The sequence below is a fragment of the Microbacterium paulum genome, assembly GCF_015707995.1.
Classification (GTDB): domain Bacteria; phylum Actinomycetota; class Actinomycetes; order Actinomycetales; family Microbacteriaceae; genus Microbacterium; species Microbacterium paulum.
The window spans coordinates 1-17,101 of the sequence record NZ_JAAGRY010000026.1; the positions used below are offsets into that span (position 1 = coordinate 1).

Here is a 17,101-nt window from a genome sequence, read left to right on the forward strand (position 1 = left end):
GGCCGGGGCGCCCGCGGGCGCGGGATCGATCCGCTCGCCGTACTGCGGCGGAGTCGTCAGGTCGACCGGTGCGACGGCCGGTGCGGGCGCGGCCGCGACCACGCGGCCGACGATCTCGCGGGCACGGTGGATGCTGCGTGGCAGCACCGTCACCTCGTAACGATCGGCGAGCACCTGCGTGACGGACGTGTAATCGCGGCGACGCCGCAGCACCGCATACGTGACGAGGCTCAGCAGCATGCCGATCGCGATGCCGACGAGCATCACCCCGGCGAAGAGCTGGATCGCCGCGCCCGGCGTGCCGAGCACGAAGATCGCGGAGAAGAGCAACCCGAGCAGCACGCCGTTGATCGCGCCCGAGCGCGCCGCGGCCGCATAGCCGAGCCGCCCCGTAACGGCCTCGACCGAGCGAAGCCCGTGGCCGACGATCGCGATGTCGCGCGCGGGGATGTCGCCCTGGACCAGCTGCGACACCGCTTGCTGGGCGCCCTGATAGGTCGCGTAGTCGGCGATCTTCTCGCCGTGCTCCTGCGGCGTGCCGCCCATCATGCTCATCGCTCCATCTTGTCACGGGCGCCGACGGTGCGTCCCGCTCCGAGGCGGTCGCGCCGACTACGCTGGAGAGGTGAGTACGCAACGGGTTTTCGTGGCGCGCCTGGTCGGGTGCACCGTCTTCGATCCCGCCGGCGACCGTCTGGGCAAAGTCCGGGACGTCGTCGTGATCTACCGAAAAGACGACCCCCCGCGGGTCGTGGGTCTCGTGGTCGAGATTCCGGGCCGCCGGCACGTGTTCCTCTCGATCGGACGTGTCACCTCCATCCAGGCGGGTCAGGTCATCACGACCGGCCTCATCAACGTGCGCCGCTTCCAACAGCGCGGCGGCGAGGTGCGGGTGATGACCGAGCTCCTCGGTCGCAAGGTGTACTTCACCGACGGCTCGGGCGAGGCCGTGATCGAAGACGTCGCGATCGAGCGTGACCGCCTCGGCATGTGGGACATCGGGCAGCTGTTCCTGCGCAAGCCCAAGACATCCGCCTCTCCTTTCGCGAAGGGCCCGACGACGTTCGCCGACTGGAAAGACGTGCGCGAGCAGCAGTCGCCCGGCGAGGCGCAGTCGGCCGAGCAGCTCGTCGCGACGTACTCCGACCTGAAGCCCGCCGACCTCGCGAACACGCTGCTCGACCTGCCCGACGAGCGGCTGCTCGAAGTCGCCGAAGAGCTCAGCGACGACCGTCTCGCCGACGCGCTCGAAGAGATGCCCGAAGACGATCAGGTGCACATCCTCGAGGCGCTCGGCGACGAGCGCGCCGCCGACATCCTCGATCAGATGGAGCCCGACGACGCCGCCGACGTCCTCGCCCAGCTGCCCGAGGATCAGCGCGAAGAGCTGCTCGAGCTGATGGAGCCCGAGGAGGCGGAAGACGTCCGCGCCCTGCTGAAGTACGGGCCCGACACCGCCGGCGGCTTGATGACGAGCGAGCCGATCGTGCTGTCGGCGGATGCCACGGTCGCCGAAGCCCTCGCGCTCATCCGCCGTCACGAGCTGCACCCGGCCCTGGCCGCCGCCGTCTTCGTCACGCTTCCCCCCTACGAGACCCCCACCGGGCGGCTGCTCGGCACGGTGCACTTCCAGCGGATGCTGCGCTATCCCCCGCACGAACGGCTCGGCGCGATCATCGACGAGGCGGCCGATGCGGTGCCGGCGACCGCCTCGGCCGCCGAGGTCGCACGCATGCTCGCGAGCTACAACCTCGTCTCGCTGCCCGTGGTCGACCAGGCGCACAGGCTCGTCGGCGCGGTGAGTGTCGACGACGTACTCGACTACCTGCTGCCCGAGGACTGGCGCTCGCACGATGGCGATGAATCGGCCGAGGCGACGGCCGCAGAGGTCCGGCGATGATGGCACGCACCCAGAAGGTGAACCTGGAAGACCCGCGCGGCCGGCGCGCCGGGGTGCTGACCCGCACGCCCGCGCCCTCGCGCGACCGCTTCGGCCGGTTCACCGAGTGGGTGGCGCGCGCGATGGGAACGCCGATGTTCCTGCTCATCCTGAGCCTGTTCTGCGTCGGCTGGATCATGTGGAACACCCTTGCGCCCGAGGCATGGCGCTTCGACTCGCAGACCTACGGGTTCACGGTGCTCACGCTCGTGCTGTCGCTGCAGGCGTCGTACGCCGCCCCCCTCATCCTGCTCGCGCAGAACCGGCAGGACGACCGCGACCGGGTGCAGATCGAGCAGGACCGTCAGCGCGCCGAGCGGAACCTGGCCGACACGGAATACCTCGCCCGCGAGGTGGTCGCCCTGCGCATGGCGATGACCGACGTCTCCGACCAGGTGCTCACCCGCGACGTGCTGCGCCAAGAGCTCTACGCTCTGCTCGAGGAACTGGCACCCGTCGAGGCATCCCCCGCTCCGACCGCACCGACCGACCCCTCGAGCACGCCCGCGAAGTCCCAGCCCGCGCCCGGGCCCTCCGCACGATGACGCCTCCTGACACCGATGCCGTGTCGCGGGCGGTGGGCGCCGTCACCGACCCCGAGATCCGCCGCCCGCTCGACGACCTCGACATGGTGCGCTCGGTCCGCGTGGAGGGTGACACCGCGCACGTCGAGATCGCACTGACGATCGTGGGATGCCCCGCCGCCGAACGCATCGAGCGCGACGTGCGGGCGGCCGCGGCATCCGTTCCCGGCGTCGCACAGGTCGACCTTGAGATCGGCGTGATGACCCCAGCCGAGCGCGCCGCCCTCACCGAGCGCCTGCGCGGCGGCGCCGCGCGCGTCATGCCGTTTGGGCCGGATTCGCTCACCCGCGTGATCGCCGTGACGAGCGGCAAGGGCGGCGTCGGCAAGTCGACGCTCACCGCGAATCTCGCGGTCGCACTCGCCGAGCGGGGGCTCGCCGTGGGCCTCGTCGACGCGGATGTCCACGGGTTCTCGATCCCGCCCCTCCTCGGTCTCGTCGAGCCCGATGGCCTGCCGCCGCAGCCCACCCGCATCGACGACCTCATGCTGCCGCCCGTCGCGTACGGGGTGAAGACGATCTCGATCGGCATGTTCCTGCCGCGCGACCAGCCCGCCGCGGCGGTCGCCTGGCGGGGGCCCATGCTCCACCGCACGGTGTCGCAGTTCCTCACCGACGTCTACTTCGGCGATCTCGACGTGCTGCTGCTCGACATGCCCCCCGGTACCGGCGACGTCGCGATCTCGGTCGGCCAACTGCTGCCGCACGCTGGCGTGCTCGTCGTGACGACGCCGCAGACCGCGGCATCCGACGTCGCCGTCCGTTCCGGGCTCGTCGCCGGCCAGACCGGTCAGCACGTCATCGGCGTCGTGGAGAACATGGCGGCGATGACGCTGCCCGACGGCTCGGTTCTCGACCTCTTCGGTGCGGGCGGCGGTCAGGCCGTCGCCGATGCGCTCTCGGACGCGGACCCCGACGGTGCGGCGGTGCCCCTGCTCGGCTCGGTGCCGCTCAGCGTCGCGCTCCGCCGCGGCGGCGACACCGGCATCCCGGTCGTCGTCGGCGAGCCGTCGGATGTCGCGGCACAGGCGATCTCGCGCATCGCCGACACCCTGGCGCGTACCGGCCGGGGTCTCGCCGGCCGCGCGCTCCCGTTCACCCCGCGCTGACGCGGGCGATCAGGTCGCTTCGTCGTCGTACGGCACGCCGGCCACCGCGCGGTCGGGGTCGAAGACGGGCGCGAGCGGCGTCGTCGCGGTCGCGGCGGCCGCCGCGCCGACCGCTGCCGCCTGCACGGTGGGAACCGGCGCGTCTTCGAGCAGCGCGTCGCGGATGATCCTCCGCGGGTCGTACTGGCGCGGGTCGAGCTTCCGCCACTCGACCTCGTCGAAGTCGTCGCCCATCTCCTCTTTCACGCGCGTGCGCGCACCGGCCAGCCACTCCCGAGAGCGCCGCGTGAGCCGGGCCAGACTCTCCGCGTACCGCGGCAGCCGCTCGGGCCCGATGAGCAGAGCAGCCACGACGAGGAGCAGGAGGAACTTCTCCATGTCGTAGCCGAAGAACATGCCTCCAGGTTACCCGTGCGCCTGCGGCATCTCGGCCTGCGCGCACCGTACGCTGGCGGTGAAGGAGTGCTCATGGCCGAATCAGACGCGATCCGCAGGTACGCCCTGGAGGCCGCCGTCGAACCCGAATCGATCGAGCGGGCGCGGGCGCGTGCGGTCGAGCTCGGCGCCGACCCGATCAGCGCCGCCGTCGGAGCGCAGATCGCCGTCGTCACCGCGGCGACCGCGGCCCTCAACATCGTCGAGATCGGCACCGGCGCGGGCGTGTCGGGCCTGTGGCTGCTGCACGGCTCGCCCCGCGCCACGCTCACGACGATCGACATCGAGCCCGAGCACCTCGCCGCGGCACGCACCGCGTTCACCGAAGCGAAGATCCCCGCCGCCCGCTCCCGGTTCATCACCGGCCGCGCCGCCGATGTGCTGCCGCGCATGAACGAGGCATCCTATGACATTGTCCTCGTCGACGCCGATCCCGAGGGCGTGATCGAATACGTCGAACACGGGCTGCGCCTCGTCCGCGCCGGCGGTACGGTGCTCGTGCCGCGTGCGCTGCGCGGTGGGGCGGTCGCAGACCCGGTGCGGCGCGACCCGATCACGACGGCGTTCCGCTCGCTGATCCAAGAGACGCAGGCGTCGCCCGCCGTCCTCGGAGCCCTCTCGATCGTTGGCGAAGGGCTGCTGCAGCTGACGACGGTACCCGCGGAGCACTGACCTCGCAGCCGTCACGCACCGGCTGTGACCCCGCCGCCGGCATGCGCCAGACGGCACTGCCCGTAGACGCCGAACGGCCGGTCGCCTTCGAAAAGGCGCCGGCCGTTCGCACGGATCAGCGGGGTTCAGGCGCCGACGACCTCGCCGAGCACGCCGTGGAGTTCTTTCGCCTCGTCGTCATTGACGGAGACGACCAGACGGCCACCGCCCTCGAGGGGAACGCGCACGATGATGAGGCGTCCCTCCTTCACGGCCTCCATAGGTCCGTCTCCGGTTCGCGGCTTCATGGCTGCCATTTGGGGGCTCCCTTTCGTCTTCGGACTACACCAAGAGTTTATCGGTACGCCGGGACAGCCACGGTCACGCTTGACATCCTGCGCCTCATCGCCCAGCGCGCGGCGCGCGCGGAGGTCACGGGATCTGGGTGAAGGTCGTGCCGAGCACGAGCATCTGATAGATCCACCACCACTGCAGCACGAGGCCCACGCCGAGCACCGTCCAGCGCCACGCGGGGTGACGCGGCAGCGCGAGCGCGCCATACAGCGGCGCGAGCGGCAGAAGCAGGCGGAAGATGCTCGACTGCGGAAAGAACACCAGCAGCAGGTACAGCACGTAGCTCGCCGACCACAGGCGGATCTCGACGCCGAGCCGGCGCACGTGCGGTTCGAACAGCAGGAGCGCCGCGATGGCGGCCACGAGCACCGCGAGGGCGACGTAGCCGAGCGGTTCGGGGAGCCCCCAGACGCGGAACCAGATGGCGGATGCCTGCACGAACCCCTCGAACGGCACGAACCCGCCGTCGTCGCCCGTCCACCCGCGGCGCCACGACAACTCGGTGTGGAGGTACGCCGACGGGTCGTCCGTCGCGATACCGGCGATGACCTGCCATGAGAAGCCGACGGCCACCGCGAGGGCGCCGAGCGACACGATGTGCACGATCTGGCGCGCCGGGAGCGGATCGGTGGCGCGGTGCCGCCACCGCCACAGGCCGTAGACCCCGAGCAACAGCGCGAACGCGAGCACGCCCGGGCGGGTCAATCCCATGAGCGGGATCAACAGGTACAGCCACCCGAACCGGCGCCGTACGAGGGCGAGGAGCGCGAGGAAGAGCCAGAGCAGGAAGAGGCTCTCGGCATAGCCCATCTGGAAGAGCGCGGCGAGCGGGCCCGCGGCGAAGAGGGCGACCGCCCAGAGGGCAGCAGTAGCATCGATGCGCTCGCGCAACAGGTGGTAGAGGGCGAGGCTCGCGAAGTAGCCCGCGACGAGGGCGACGGCGATCGCCGCGATCGGGTACTGACCGCCGAGCACGAACGACAGTCCGCGCGCGAGCACGGGGTACAGCGGCATGAACGCCCACGCGTTCTGGGTCACATCGCCGTGTTCGTCGAGGGGCAGTTCGGCGGGGTAACCGCTCGTCGCGACCACCCAGTACCACTGACCGTCCCACCGCATCGAGAGCGACCCGATCGTCGCGCCGGTGGCGCCGTTCCGGTTCGCGATCTCCGCGCCGATGAGCAGGAAGATCGTCGTGATCGCCCGCGCGGCGAGGTAGATCGCCCCGACGGTGAGGGCGGGGCGCTGCCGGAGTCGCGGCGGCGCGTCGACCAACTGCTCGCCCGTCACGACGCGGTCAGCCAGGCGCGCAGGCCACGCTCCACGTCTTCGATCTGCGCGACGGGCACGCGCTCCTGATCGTGGTGGGCGAGACTCGGGTCGCCGGGGCCGTAGTTGACCGCCGGCACGCCGAGCGCCGAGAAGCGGGCGACGTCGGTCCAGCCGTACTTCGGGCGTGCTCCTCCCCCGACGGCGGCGAGGAACTCCTGGGCGAGTGGCGCGTCGAGCCCCGGCCGGGCACCGGCCGCGGCATCGACGATCTCGACCTCGAAGCCCTCGAGCACGCGCCGCACGTGCGCCTCGGCATCCTCGACGGTGCGACTCGGCGCGAAGCGGAAGTTGACCTCGACCTCGCACAGGTCGGGGATCACGTTTCCGGCGACGCCTCCCGCGATGCGCACGGCGTTCAGCCCCTCGCGGTACACGAGGCCGTCGACCTCGATCTCGCGCGGCCGGTATTCGGCGAGGCGGGTGAGGATCGGCGCGGCGCGGTGGATCGCGTTCTCGCCCATCCACGCGCGAGCGCTGTGCGAGCGCACGCCATGGGTGCGCACGACGGCGCGCAGCGTGCCGTTGCAGCCGCCTTCGACGCCGCCGTTCGACGGCTCGCCGAGGATCGCGAAGTCGCCGGCGAAGAGGTCGGGCCGCGTGCGCGCGAGGCGGGTCAGCCCGTTGCGGTCCGAGTCGACCTCTTCGTTGTCGTACCACATCCAGGTGATGTCGACACGGGGGTCTGAGAGCTCGGCGGCGAGCTTCAGCTGCACGGCGGTGCCGCCCTTCATGTCGACCGTGCCGCGCCCCCAGAGGTAGGCGATACCGTCGTCGACGATGTCGCGCGTCGGCAGGTTCTCGTTGATCGGCACCGTGTCGATGTGCCCCGCGATGACGACCCGCTGCGCGCGGCCGAGGTGGGTGCGCGCGACGATCGTGTCGCCGTCGCGGTACACGTCGAGGTGCGCGAGCGGCGAGACCGCCGCGAAGATCGCGTCGGCGAGTGTCGCCTCGTCTCCCGACACGCTCGGGATGTCGCAGATCGCACGGGTGAGGTCGACAGAACCGGCGGTGAGGTCGAGGCGTGCCATGCGCCCGAGTCTATCCAGCGCGGCACAGCACGAGCCGGCGCGGGCGCGGCCGATACGCTGGGGGGCATGACTGAACAGCGTTGGATCTGGGGTGCCGGACTTGCCACGATCGCCGGCGACGGCACCGTTCTCGACACCTGGTTCCCCGCGCCCGCAGCGGGTCGCGCGCCCGCTGACGCGGACGCGTCGGGCCTCGAGGCATCCGCCGGCCCCGACCCGCGACGCGACGTCACCGTCGAGGTGGTCGTGATCGAGATCGACCTCGACGAGGCGCCCCAGTCGACGAGCGACGCCTACCTGCGCCTGCACGCCCTCTCGCACCTGCTCGTCGCGCCGAACGACCTCAACCTCGCCGGTGTCTTCGCGCACCTGCCGAACGTCGCGTGGACGAACGCGGGCCCGGTGCACCCGGAGGCCTTCGCGCGGCTGCGCCCGCAGCTGCAGCGCGCCGGCATCCAGCTGCAGGGGCTCGACAAGTTCCCGCGCCTCACCGACTACGTCGTGCCGGCGGGGGTGCGCATCGCGGATGCCTCGCGCGTTCGGCTCGGCGCGCACCTCGCCCCCGGAACCACCGTGATGCACGAGGGCTTCGTGAACTTCAACGCGGGCACCCTCGGCGCCTCGATGGTCGAGGGCCGCATCTCGCAGGGCGTCACGGTCGGCGACGGGTCCGACATCGGCGGCGGGGCATCCATCATGGGCACCCTCTCGGGCGGCGGCACGCATCGCGTGTCGATCGGCGCACGCACCCTCCTCGGCGCGAACGCCGGGATCGGCATCTCGCTCGGCGACGACTGCATCGTCGAGGCGGGCCTGTACGTCACGGCTGGATCGAAGATCGTGCTGCCGAACGAGGCGCCCCTGCACGACGGCTCGCGCCCCGTGGTCAAGGGCGCGCAGCTGTCGGGTCAGAACGGCATCCTCTTCCGCCGGAATTCCCTCACCGGCGCCGTCGAGGCCGTGCGCCGCGAAGGCGTCGGCGTGACCCTCAACGAGGCGCTGCACGCGTGAGCGAGGCATCCGTCGCCGCGTTCTGGGAAGAGCGACGCGCCGAGGATGCCACGCTGCCGCCGCAGGCTCCCGAGGCGTGGCCCTTCGGGGCCACGCCCGCGCACGCCGACGAACTGCTCGCGCTCGTGCTCGCCGGCATCAAGACGGGCACCGCGTCGACCGTCTGGGAGTACGAAGACGGCGACGAGCCGATGCCGCAGGTAGGCGAGCTCAGCACCATCCTCGACGGGTCGGGCGAGCCGCGCGCGCTCATCCGGACGACCGCGCTCGAGATCGTGCCCTTCGACCGCGTGAGCGCCGATCACGCGCACTCCGAAGGCGAGGGCGAGCGCACCCTCGCCTCATGGCGCGAGGCCCACGAACGCTACTGGCGGCGCTACTCGGCCTCGCCCCGCGGCTTCGCGCCCGACATGCCGATCCTCTGCGAGCGGTTCGAGCTGCTCTGGCCGCGCCCGTCGTCGGCGTGACGACACACGTGAGCGTGACGAAACACTGCGGGGTGTGACAGAAGTCGCCTCAGACCCCGACGGGGTGCACTCCCGGCCCGCCGAGCAGGCGTTCGGCACGCGCCGCGCTACAGTCGGCAGATGAGCGAGCGCATGCCGAAGAAGCTGTACGAACGCGAGTTGAAGGCGCTGCAAGCGCAGTTGGTCGACATGCAGGCCTGGGTGCAGACGACCGGGGCGCGGGTCGTGGTGATCTTCGAGGGCCGCGATGCCGCCGGCAAGGGCTCGACCATCAGCCGCGTCTCGCAGTTCCTCAACCCCCGCGTCACCCGCACCGTCGCGCTACCGACCCCGACCGAGCGCGAGAAGACCCAGTGGTACTTTCAGCGCTACATCGCGCACCTGCCGGCCGCCGGTGAGATCGTGCTGATGGACCGCTCCTGGTACAACCGCGCCGGCGTCGAGCACGTGATGGGGTACTGCACGAACGCGCAGTACCACCGCTTTCTGCACCAGGCGCCGATCTTCGAACGGATGCTGGTCGAAGAGGGCATCATCCTGCTGAAGTATTGGTTCAGCGTGTCCGACGTCGAGCAGGAGAAGCGCTTCCGCTCGCGCAACGAAGACCCGATGCGGCGGTGGAAGCTCTCCCCCAACGACGTGCTCTCGATCACCAAGTGGGAGGACTACTCGCGCGCGAAAGACACGATGTTCGTGCACACCGACATCCCCGAGGCGCGCTGGTTCGAGGTCGACAACGAAGACAAGCGCCGCGGCCGGATCAACATGATCCACCACCTGCTGTCGCAGATCCCCTACGAACAGGTGGAGCGCGACCCGATCGAGATCCCGCCCCGCCCCGCCTCGGGCGGCTACGAGCGCCCGCCCCGCGATCTGCAGAACTACGTGCCCGACTACGCCGCCGAGGTCGTCGCGAACGCCTGACGCGGCGGCTGAGACGTCACGCCGCGCGCGTCAGCGCACCCGCACCGACAGGCAGGTGACGCAGCCTTCGAGCTTCTCGAACTCGCTGATCGGCACCTCGACGACGTCCAGCCCCCGTGCGCGCCAGAGCGCGGCGGTCTCGGGCGCGTCGGACGACATCAGCACGCTCTGCTCGTCGAGGATGACGACCGCCGTGCCATGCTCCTCGGGGGTGGCGACGAACGCGGCGAAGAGGTCCGGCTGGTCGACGAGAGGCTCGTAGCCGACGACCGTGCCGTCGGGGAGCGCCGTGACACCCGATTTGAAGTGCAGCACCTTGGTGACCGGCGCGGTGCGCACCTCCCACCCGCGCGGCTCGACGAGGGCGCGCAGCTGCGCGATGCCCGCCTCGTTCGTGCGCGACGACTGCCCCACCCACACGGTGCGGCCGACCTTCAGCACGTCGCCGCCGTCGAGCGTGCCCGGCTCTTCGATCGCGGCGTGTTCGAGGCCGAGCGCCGACACCGCCTCAGCAATCGTCTCCGCCTCACCCCGCCGCGACGAGGCGCCCGCGCGGCAGAGCACCGCGAAGTCGTCGAACACGACGACAGCGTCTTCGACGAAGACCCCGTCGGGCTGATCGTCGGCGGGGTCGACCTCGACGATCTCCCAGCCGCGCTGACGGAAGGCATCCACGTAGCCGCGCCACTGCGCGAGGGCGAGGTCAGGGTCGACCGGCACCCGATCGAGGTGGGTCAGCTCGCCGTCGGCGAGGAGGGGCGACGGACGACGGACGAGCAGACGCGACATGGCTCGACCCTAGCGGGTCTCGCCGCGGGTCAGATGCCGGGGTAGTTCCGCTCGCCGGCGCCGATGTAGAGCTGCTGCGGGCGGCCGATCTTGGTCTGCGGGTCGTTCTGCATCTCGGTCCAGTGCGCGAGCCAGCCGGGCAGGCGACCGATCGCGAACAGCGGCGTGAACATGCGGGTGGGAAAGCCCATCGCCTTGTAGATGACGCCGGTGTAGAAGTCGACGTTCGGGTACAGGCGACGCTCTTTGAAGTAGTCGTCTTCGAGGGCGACCTGCTCGAGCTCCTGCGCGAGGTCGAGCAGCGGGTCGTGCACGCCGAGCTCGGCGAGGATCTCGTCGGCCGACTCTTTCACGAGCTTGGCGCGCGGGTCGTAGTTCTTGTAGACGCGGTGCCCGAAGCCCATGAGCTTCACGCCGTCTTCCTTGTTCTTCACCCGCTCGACGAAGCGCTGAACGCTCTCACCCGAGTCGCGGATGCGCGCGAGCATGTCGAGCACCGCCTCGTTGGCGCCGCCGTGCAGGGGGCCGTAGAGGGCGTTGATGCCCGCCGAGATCGACGAGAACTGGTTGGCGCCGGTCGACCCGACCAGGCGCACCGTCGAGGTCGAGGCATTCTGCTCGTGGTCTTCGTGCAGGATCAGCAGGCGCTCGAGCGCGCGCGAGGTGATCGGGTTCACCTCGTAGACCTCGGCGAGGTTGCCGAAGTTGAGCTTCAAGAAGTTGTCGACGAAGCTCAGCGAGTTGTCGGGGTAGAGGAACGCCTGGCCGATCGACTTCTTGTGCGCGTAAGCGGCGATCACCGGCAGCTTCGCGAGCAGGCGGATGGTGTTCAGCTCGACGTGCTCGGGGTTGTCGGGGTCGGACTGCCCCTCGTAGTAGGTCGAAAGCGCGGCGGTCGCCGCCGACAGCACCGACATCGGGTGCGCCGTGTGCGGCAGCGACGAGAAGAAGCGCTTGAGGTCTTCGTGCAGCAGCGTGTGGTGACGGATCTTGTCGTCCCAGTCGGCGAGCTGGTCGGCGGTGGGGAGCTCGCCGTAGAGGAGCAGCCAGGCGACCTCGAGGTAAGTGCTGTTCTTCGCGAGCTGCTCGATCGGGTAGCCGCGGTAACGGAGGATCCCCTGGTCGCCGTCGATGTAGGTGATCGCCGATTTGGTGGCGGCCGTGTTGACGAATCCGTAGTCGAGGGCGGTGTGGCCCGTCTGCTTCGTGAACGCCGAGAAGTCGACGCTCGGGGTCCCTTCGGTGCCGGAGAGAACCGGCAGCTCGGCGGTCTTGTCGCCGACCGTGACAGTCGCGGTCTGGGGGTTGCCCGTGTCGCTCACGAAGCCTCCTTCAGTGGTCGGGGGATCCTCTACAGCCTAGTAGTCGTCACGGCCTACTCAGATCTCCGCCAAAGGACGGGCGGATGCCTCGGAGGAAACCCACGAACTCGCGCTACGCGCCCAGCCGCCGCGCGGCCTCGGCGATGCGCTCGTCGGTGGCCGTGAGCGAGAACCGCACGTGCTGCGGAAAGTGCTCGCCGTAGAAGTGACCGGGACCGGCCAGGATGCCGCGCTCCGCGAGCGCGCCCATCGTCTCCCACGCGTCGCGCCCCTCGGTCGCCCAGAGGTACAGGCCGCCTTCGGAGTGGTCGATGCGGAACCCGGCGCGCTCGAGGGCGGGCCGCAGCACATCGCGGCGGGCACGATAGCGCTCTCGCTGCGCGGCGACGTGCGCGTCGTCGCCGAGCGCGGCGACCATCGCCGCCTGCACGGGGCCGGGCAGCATGAGCCCCAAGTGCTTGCGGGCCGTGAGGATGTCGGCCACGAGCGCGCCGTCGCCGGCCAGGAACGCGGCGCGGTAGCCCGCGAGGTTCGACTGCTTGCTGAGCGAATAGACCGACAGGATGCCACGGCGGTCGCCGCCCGTCACCTGCGGATCGAGGATGCTCGGCACCGGCTCATCCGCCCACGGGCCGTCCCAGCCGAGTTCGGCGTAGCACTCGTCCGAGGCGATCACGGCGCCGAGCTCGCGCGCCCGGGCGACCGCGGCGCGCAGCTCGGCGGCGTCGAGCACGCGTCCGTCGGGGTTGCCGGGCGTGTTCAGCCAGACGAGCTTCGTGCCCCCGGGCCATGCGGCGGGGTCGTCGGATGCCACGGGCACGGCGCCGACGAGCTTCGCGCCCACGGCGTAGGTCGGGTAGGCGGCGCGCGGATGCACGACGATGTCGCCCGGGCCGACGCCGATCAGGAGCGGGAGGAGCGCCACCAGTTCTTTCGAACCGACAGTCGGCAGCACCTCGTCGACGCTCAGCCCTGCGACGCCGCGGCGGCGGGCGTACCAGTCGACGATCGCTTCGCGGAGCGCCGGCGTTCCGACGGTCTGCGGGTAGGCGTGCGCATCGGTCGCCGCGCGCAGGGCGTCGGCGACGACGGCGGGCGTCGGGTCGACGGGAGACCCGATTGACAGGTCGACGATACCGCCGGGGTGTTCCTTGGCGCGCGCCGCGTAGGGGGCGACGGCGTCCCAGGGGTAGTCGTCGAGGTCGCGGACGGCCATCGGGGTCAGTGCTTCTGCGGGGGCAGTGCGGCGATGATCGGGTGGTCCTTCGGGATCACACCCACCTTGGCGGCGCCGCCGGGCGAGCCGATGTCTTCGAAGAACTCGACGTTGGCGGTGTAGTAGTCCTGCCACTCGGCCGGCAGGTCGTCTTCGTAGTAGATCGCCTCGACGGGGCAGACCGGCTCGCACGCACCGCAGTCGACGCACTCATCGGGGTGGATGTAGAGCGAGCGCTCGCCTTCGTAGATGCAGTCGACGGGGCATTCGTCGATACAGGCACGGTCCTTCACATCTACGCACGGCAGGGCGATCACATACGTCACCCCTCGAGTCTAGTTCGTCGTCTCCTCCGCGGGCTCCGCGGCGCGCGTCGCGTGCGAGGGCCAGCCGACGATCACCGCGGCGAGCAGGGGCACCGCGATCGTCCAGACGATGCCGGTCGAGAGCTGTCCGTCCGCGGGTGCGGGCACGACGATCGATCCGCCCGGCCCCCGCCCCGAGAACACGAGCGTCGCGAGCATGGCGCCCAGGCCGCACGCGAGCGCGGCCCAGCGGTCGTCGGTGAGGTTCCGCACGGCGAGCAGCAGCGCGCCGGCGCCGATCACGGCGATCACGAGCCCGAGCGGCACCGCCCCCCACATCGCGGCCTGACCGATCGTGCCGGCGACGCCGTAAACGAGGCCGATCACCCCCGCGACGATCCAGGTGCCCACGCGTGCCCAAGAGAATCCCACACCGTGAGTGTACGCGTGCGGCTCAGGCGGCCAGGCCCCACAGCCGCAAGAGCGCCGCGACGACGGCGGCCGCGACGACGACCACGAGGAACGGCGCGCGCACCGTCAGCAGGCCGGCCGCGACGAGCAGGGCCGGCACCCGGGCATCCACGACGATCTGCTGCCCGACGCCGAGGGTCTGCACGGCCACGAGAGCACCGAGGAGGGCCACGGTCAGCAGGTCGATGATGCGCGAGGGCGCGGGCGCGGCGAACCAGCGCGGCGGGATCAGGTAGCCGAGCGCCTTCAGTACGAAGCAGAGCAGGGATGCCACGAGCACGGCGGTCCACAGGGTCACGGCAGTCCCTCCAGCTCTCCCCCGGGCCCCTGCGGGTCGTCCGGCGGCCGCTCTGCGCCAGCCGGTTCACCGGGCTCGTTCCGCCCGTGCCCCCGCCGCACAGCAGCCCCGGGCGCGAACCAGTTCGTCCACCCCACGACCACCGCGACGAGCGCCGCGATCAGCACGGGCATGCCGGGCATGAGCACCGGGGTGAGCACGGTCGCGACGACGGCGGCGGCGACTCCCACCGCGATCGCCTGGCGTTGCTTCAGGCGCGGCCACAGCAGGGCGAGAAAGGCCGCCGCGGCGGCGGCGTCGAGGCCGTAGGCGCGCGGGTCGCCGAGCACGTCGCCGAGGAGCGCGCCGAGCAGCGTCGTCAGGTTCCAGCCAAGGTAGATGCCGATCCCGGTCACCCAGAACCCGAGCCCTCGCGCCCGCGGTTCCTCGTGCGCGAGGGCGACCGCGGTCGACTCGTCGATCGTGAACTGCGGCGCCACGATGCGGCGCCACCGCGAGGTGCCGATCACGGGCGCCATCCGCAGCCCGTACGCGACGTTCCGCACGCCGAGCAGTCCTGCCGAGGCGATGGCCGCCGGTGCCGCGGCCAGTCCCCCGGCACCGATCACGCCGATGAAGGCGAACTGCGAGCCGCCCGTGAACATCACGAGGCTGAGCACGCAGGTCTGCCAGACGTCGAGGCCGGATGCCACGGCCAGCGCCCCGAACGAGATGCCGTACGCGCTCGTGGCGAGCGCCACGCCGAGCCCGTCGCGCCGCGCGCGGCGGGCGGCGTCGGAGGCATCCGTCATCGCTCGTCCGCTCCTTATGCGCGCGGCCCGTCCGGCCCCGCCGGCGTGAAGCCGACGGGGACGGCGGGGCTCAGGCGTCCTGGCGCTTCGCGCGCGACGCGGCGCGACCGCGCTCCGTCGCGTCGAGCACAACCTTGCGGATGCGCACCTTCTCGGGCGTGACCTCGACGCATTCGTCGTCGCGGGCGAACTCGAGCGACTCTTCCAGTGTCAGCAGGCGCGGCGGCGTCATCGATTCGAACGAGTCGGAGGTCGACGAACGCATGTTCGTGAGCTTCTTCTCTTTCGTGATGTTGACGTCCATGTCGTCGGCGCGCGAGTTCTCGCCGATGACCATGCCCTCGTAGACCTCTTCGGTCGGCTGCACGAAGAACGACATGCGCTCCTGCAGGGCGATCATCGCGAACGGGGTCACGACGCCCGAGCGGTCGGCGACGATCGAGCCGTTCTGCCGGGTCGTGATCGTGCCCGCCCAGTCGTCGTAGCCGTGCGAGATCGCGTTCGCGATGCCGGTGCCGCGCGTGATCGTGAGGAACTCGCTGCGGAAGCCGATGAGGCCGCGCGAGGGCACGACGAACTCCATGCGCACCCAGCCGGTGCCGTGGTTGGTCATCGTGTCCATGCGGCCCTTGCGCGCCGCCATGAGCTGCGTGATCGCACCCAGGTGCTCTTCGGGCGCGTCGATCGTCAGGTGCTCGAACGGCTCCTTGAGCTTGCCGTCCTCGCCGCGGCGGGTGACGACCTGCGGCTTGCCGACGGTGAGCTCGAAGCCCTCGCGGCGCATGTTCTCGACGAGGATCGCGAGGGCCAGCTCGCCACGGCCCTGCACCTCCCAGGCATCCGGGCGGCCGATCTCGACGACCTTGAGCGACACGTTTCCGATGAGCTCGCGGTCGAGGCGGTCCTTCACCATGCGCGCCGTGAGCTTGTGGCCCTTGACCTTGCCCATGAGGGGCGAGGTGTTGGTACCGATCGTCATCGAGATGGCCGGGTCGTCGACCGTGATGGCCGGCAGCGGCCGCACGTCGTCGGGGTCGGCGATCGTCTCGCCGATCGTGATGTCTTCGATGCCCGCGATCGCGACGATGTCGCCGGGGCCCGCCGACTCGGCCGGGTAGCGCTCGAGCGCGCGGGTCTTCAGCAGCTCGGTGATGCGGGCGTTCGAGTGCGAGCCGTCGTGGCGCACCCAGGCGACCGTCTGTCCCTTCTTGAGCGTGCCGTTGAAGACGCGCAGGAGCGCCAGACGGCCGAGGAAGGGCGACGAGTCGAGGTTCGTGACCCAGGCCTGCAGGGGGGCCTCGTCGTCGTACTCGGGCGCGGGCACGTGCTCGAGGATCGCCTCGAACAGCGGCTCCAGGTCGCCGTTGTCGGGAAGCTCGCCGTTCTCGGGCCGGTTGCGGGATGCCGCGCCGGCGCGTCCCGAGGCGTAGACGACGGGGACGTCCAGCAGCGCATCGACGTCGAGGTCGGGCACGTCGTCGACGAGGTCGCCGGCAAGACCCAGCAGCAGGTCGTGCGCCTCTTCCTCGACCTCGGCGATGCGCGCGTCAGGGCGGTCGGTCTTGTTGACGAGCAGAATGACGGGCAGCTTCGCCTCGAGGGCCTTCCGCAGCACGAAGCGGGTCTGAGGCAGGGGGCCCTCCGAGGCATCCACGAGCAGCACGACGCCGTCGACCATCGACAGACCGCGTTCGACCTCGCCGCCGAAGTCGGCGTGACCGGGGGTGTCGATCACGTTGATCGTGACGGGGGTGTCGGAGTGGATGCCGTTGTAGGTGATCGCCGTGTTCTTGGCGAGGATCGTGATGCCCTTTTCGCGCTCGAGGTCGTTCGAGTCCATCGCGCGCTCTTCCATGTGCTCGTGCGAGCCGAACGAGCCGGTCTGGCGCAGCATCGCGTCGACGAGCGTCGTCTTGCCGTGGTCGACGTGCGCCACGATCGCGACGTTGCGGAGGTCAGGACGGAGGGCGTGCGCCATGGAGTACCTATCGAAATAAGGAGAAAAGGAAAGAAAGAATGGGATGCGCCCCGAGTGGAGCGCATCCCATTCTACAAGGGATGACCGTCAGTGA

General features: G+C 70.6%; 20 protein-coding genes. 7 read left to right on the plus strand and 13 right to left on the minus strand.

Annotated elements, in window-relative coordinates:
• The coding region (locus tag G3N18_RS07790) for a YflT domain-containing protein (RefSeq protein ID WP_196383734.1) at positions 1–555 on the minus strand (555 nt) is incomplete at its 3' end.
• Between the two features lie 70 nt (positions 556–625).
• Between G3N18_RS07790 and G3N18_RS07795 the strand changes: the two genes are divergently transcribed.
• From G3N18_RS07795 to G3N18_RS07805, 3 genes are read left to right on the plus strand one after another with little or no spacing between them, the layout of a single operon-like run.
• Entirely contained in the window at positions 626–1,900 is a 1,275-nt protein-coding gene (locus G3N18_RS07795; protein ID WP_196383735.1) for a magnesium transporter MgtE N-terminal domain-containing protein, read from the plus strand.
• Positions 1,900–2,484 carry a DUF1003 domain-containing protein gene (locus G3N18_RS07800; protein ID WP_196383765.1) on the plus strand — a complete coding sequence of 195 codons (585 nt, stop codon included), beginning with the start codon at positions 1,900–1,902 and terminating at the stop codon, positions 2,482–2,484. The genes G3N18_RS07795 and G3N18_RS07800 overlap by 1 nt, the downstream gene beginning before the upstream one ends.
• On the plus strand, positions 2,481–3,632 hold the full coding sequence (locus tag G3N18_RS07805; RefSeq protein ID WP_196383736.1) for an Mrp/NBP35 family ATP-binding protein: 1,152 nt from the start codon (positions 2,481–2,483) through the stop codon (positions 3,630–3,632). Before G3N18_RS07800 ends, G3N18_RS07805 begins: the two co-directional genes overlap by 4 nt.
• 9 nt (positions 3,633–3,641) lie before the next feature.
• Here the strand turns inward: G3N18_RS07805 and G3N18_RS07810 are convergent, their stop codons facing one another.
• The gene (locus G3N18_RS07810; protein WP_196383737.1) at positions 3,642–4,028 is read right to left on the minus strand and encodes a twin-arginine translocase TatA/TatE family subunit; all 387 of its coding nucleotides are present in this window, start codon (positions 4,026–4,028) and stop codon (positions 3,642–3,644) included.
• 72 nt (positions 4,029–4,100) lie between these two features.
• Between G3N18_RS07810 and G3N18_RS07815 the strand changes: the two genes are divergently transcribed.
• Positions 4,101–4,739, plus strand: a complete 639-nt coding sequence (locus G3N18_RS07815; protein WP_196383738.1) for an O-methyltransferase — start codon at positions 4,101–4,103, stop codon at positions 4,737–4,739.
• Between the two features lie 125 nt (positions 4,740–4,864).
• Here the strand turns inward: G3N18_RS07815 and G3N18_RS07820 are convergent, their stop codons facing one another.
• The 3 genes from G3N18_RS07820 to dapE form a co-directional block, all read right to left on the minus strand.
• A complete protein-coding gene (locus G3N18_RS07820; protein WP_135113329.1) occupies positions 4,865–5,035 on the minus strand; it encodes a DUF3117 domain-containing protein in 171 nt (56 codons plus the stop codon).
• A 115-nt stretch (positions 5,036–5,150) separates the two neighbouring features.
• Positions 5,151–6,362 (minus strand): hypothetical protein, encoded by a 1,212-nt coding sequence (locus G3N18_RS07825; protein WP_338038389.1) that lies wholly within the window; start codon positions 6,360–6,362, stop codon positions 5,151–5,153.
• On the minus strand, positions 6,359–7,435 hold the full coding sequence (gene dapE / locus G3N18_RS07830) for a succinyl-diaminopimelate desuccinylase (RefSeq protein WP_196383739.1): 1,077 nt from the start codon (positions 7,433–7,435) through the stop codon (positions 6,359–6,361). The genes G3N18_RS07825 and dapE overlap by 4 nt, the downstream gene beginning before the upstream one ends.
• Before the next feature lie 66 nt (positions 7,436–7,501).
• Between dapE and dapD the strand changes: the two genes are divergently transcribed.
• From dapD to ppk2, 3 genes are all read left to right on the plus strand, one after another.
• Positions 7,502–8,446: a 2,3,4,5-tetrahydropyridine-2,6-dicarboxylate N-succinyltransferase gene (dapD, locus tag G3N18_RS07835; RefSeq protein WP_196383740.1), complete on the plus strand. Its 945-nt coding sequence runs from the start codon at positions 7,502–7,504 to the stop codon at positions 8,444–8,446.
• Positions 8,443–8,913 (plus strand): ASCH domain-containing protein, encoded by a 471-nt coding sequence (locus tag G3N18_RS07840; RefSeq protein ID WP_196383741.1) that lies wholly within the window; start codon positions 8,443–8,445, stop codon positions 8,911–8,913. The genes dapD and G3N18_RS07840 overlap by 4 nt, the downstream gene beginning before the upstream one ends.
• 132 nt (positions 8,914–9,045) lie before the next feature.
• Positions 9,046–9,837 (plus strand): polyphosphate kinase 2, encoded by a 792-nt coding sequence (gene ppk2 / locus G3N18_RS07845; RefSeq protein WP_196383767.1) that lies wholly within the window; start codon positions 9,046–9,048, stop codon positions 9,835–9,837.
• Between the two features lie 30 nt (positions 9,838–9,867).
• Here the strand turns inward: ppk2 and ddaH are convergent, their stop codons facing one another.
• From ddaH to typA, 8 genes are all read right to left on the minus strand, one after another.
• Positions 9,868–10,626, minus strand: a complete 759-nt coding sequence (gene ddaH, locus G3N18_RS07850; RefSeq protein ID WP_196383742.1) for a dimethylargininase — start codon at positions 10,624–10,626, stop codon at positions 9,868–9,870.
• A gap of 29 nt (positions 10,627–10,655) precedes the next feature.
• Positions 10,656–11,948, minus strand: a complete 1,293-nt coding sequence (locus G3N18_RS07855; RefSeq protein WP_196383743.1) for a citrate synthase — start codon at positions 11,946–11,948, stop codon at positions 10,656–10,658.
• 112 nt (positions 11,949–12,060) lie between these two features.
• Positions 12,061–13,164: a succinyldiaminopimelate transaminase gene (dapC, locus tag G3N18_RS07860; protein WP_196383744.1), complete on the minus strand. Its 1,104-nt coding sequence runs from the start codon at positions 13,162–13,164 to the stop codon at positions 12,061–12,063.
• Positions 13,165–13,169: 5 nt separating this feature from the next.
• Positions 13,170–13,490 carry a ferredoxin gene (gene fdxA, locus G3N18_RS07865; RefSeq protein WP_196383745.1) on the minus strand — a complete coding sequence of 107 codons (321 nt, stop codon included), beginning with the start codon at positions 13,488–13,490 and terminating at the stop codon, positions 13,170–13,172.
• Between the two features lie 9 nt (positions 13,491–13,499).
• On the minus strand, positions 13,500–13,901 hold the full coding sequence (locus G3N18_RS07870) for a histidinol dehydrogenase (protein WP_196383746.1): 402 nt from the start codon (positions 13,899–13,901) through the stop codon (positions 13,500–13,502).
• 22 nt (positions 13,902–13,923) lie between these two features.
• The gene (locus G3N18_RS07875; protein ID WP_196383747.1) at positions 13,924–14,238 is read right to left on the minus strand and encodes an AzlD domain-containing protein; all 315 of its coding nucleotides are present in this window, start codon (positions 14,236–14,238) and stop codon (positions 13,924–13,926) included.
• On the minus strand, positions 14,235–15,029 hold the full coding sequence (locus G3N18_RS07880) for an AzlC family ABC transporter permease (protein ID WP_196383748.1): 795 nt from the start codon (positions 15,027–15,029) through the stop codon (positions 14,235–14,237). Before G3N18_RS07880 ends, G3N18_RS07875 begins: the two co-directional genes overlap by 4 nt.
• Positions 15,030–15,099: 70 nt before the next feature.
• The gene (gene typA, locus G3N18_RS07885) at positions 15,100–17,007 is read right to left on the minus strand and encodes a translational GTPase TypA (protein ID WP_196383749.1); all 1,908 of its coding nucleotides are present in this window, start codon (positions 17,005–17,007) and stop codon (positions 15,100–15,102) included.
• Positions 17,008–17,101: the final 94 nt, after the last annotated feature.

Excerpts from the sequence above, each read along its gene's own strand:
- G3N18_RS07800 (WP_196383765.1), top strand. The coding sequence starts at position 1,900 with ATGGCACGCACCCAGAAGGTGAACCTGGAAGACCCGCGCGGCCGGCGC.
- G3N18_RS07805 (WP_196383736.1), top strand. The coding sequence starts at position 2,481 with ATGACGCCTCCTGACACCGATGCCGTGTCGCGGGCGGTGGGCGCCGTC.
- G3N18_RS07810 (WP_196383737.1), bottom strand. The coding sequence starts at position 4,028 with ATGTTCTTCGGCTACGACATGGAGAAGTTCCTCCTGCTCCTCGTCGTG.
- G3N18_RS07815 (WP_196383738.1), top strand. The coding sequence starts at position 4,101 with ATGGCCGAATCAGACGCGATCCGCAGGTACGCCCTGGAGGCCGCCGTC.
- G3N18_RS07820 (WP_135113329.1), bottom strand. The coding sequence starts at position 5,035 with ATGGCAGCCATGAAGCCGCGAACCGGAGACGGACCTATGGAGGCCGTG.
- dapE (WP_196383739.1), bottom strand. The coding sequence starts at position 7,435 with ATGGCACGCCTCGACCTCACCGCCGGTTCTGTCGACCTCACCCGTGCG.
- dapD (WP_196383740.1), top strand. The coding sequence starts at position 7,502 with ATGACTGAACAGCGTTGGATCTGGGGTGCCGGACTTGCCACGATCGCC.
- ppk2 (WP_196383767.1), top strand. The coding sequence starts at position 9,046 with ATGCCGAAGAAGCTGTACGAACGCGAGTTGAAGGCGCTGCAAGCGCAG.
- ddaH (WP_196383742.1), bottom strand. The coding sequence starts at position 10,626 with ATGTCGCGTCTGCTCGTCCGTCGTCCGTCGCCCCTCCTCGCCGACGGC.
- dapC (WP_196383744.1), bottom strand. The coding sequence starts at position 13,164 with ATGGCCGTCCGCGACCTCGACGACTACCCCTGGGACGCCGTCGCCCCC.
- G3N18_RS07880 (WP_196383748.1), bottom strand. The coding sequence starts at position 15,029 with ATGACGGATGCCTCCGACGCCGCCCGCCGCGCGCGGCGCGACGGGCTC.
- typA (WP_196383749.1), bottom strand. The coding sequence starts at position 17,007 with ATGGCGCACGCCCTCCGTCCTGACCTCCGCAACGTCGCGATCGTGGCG.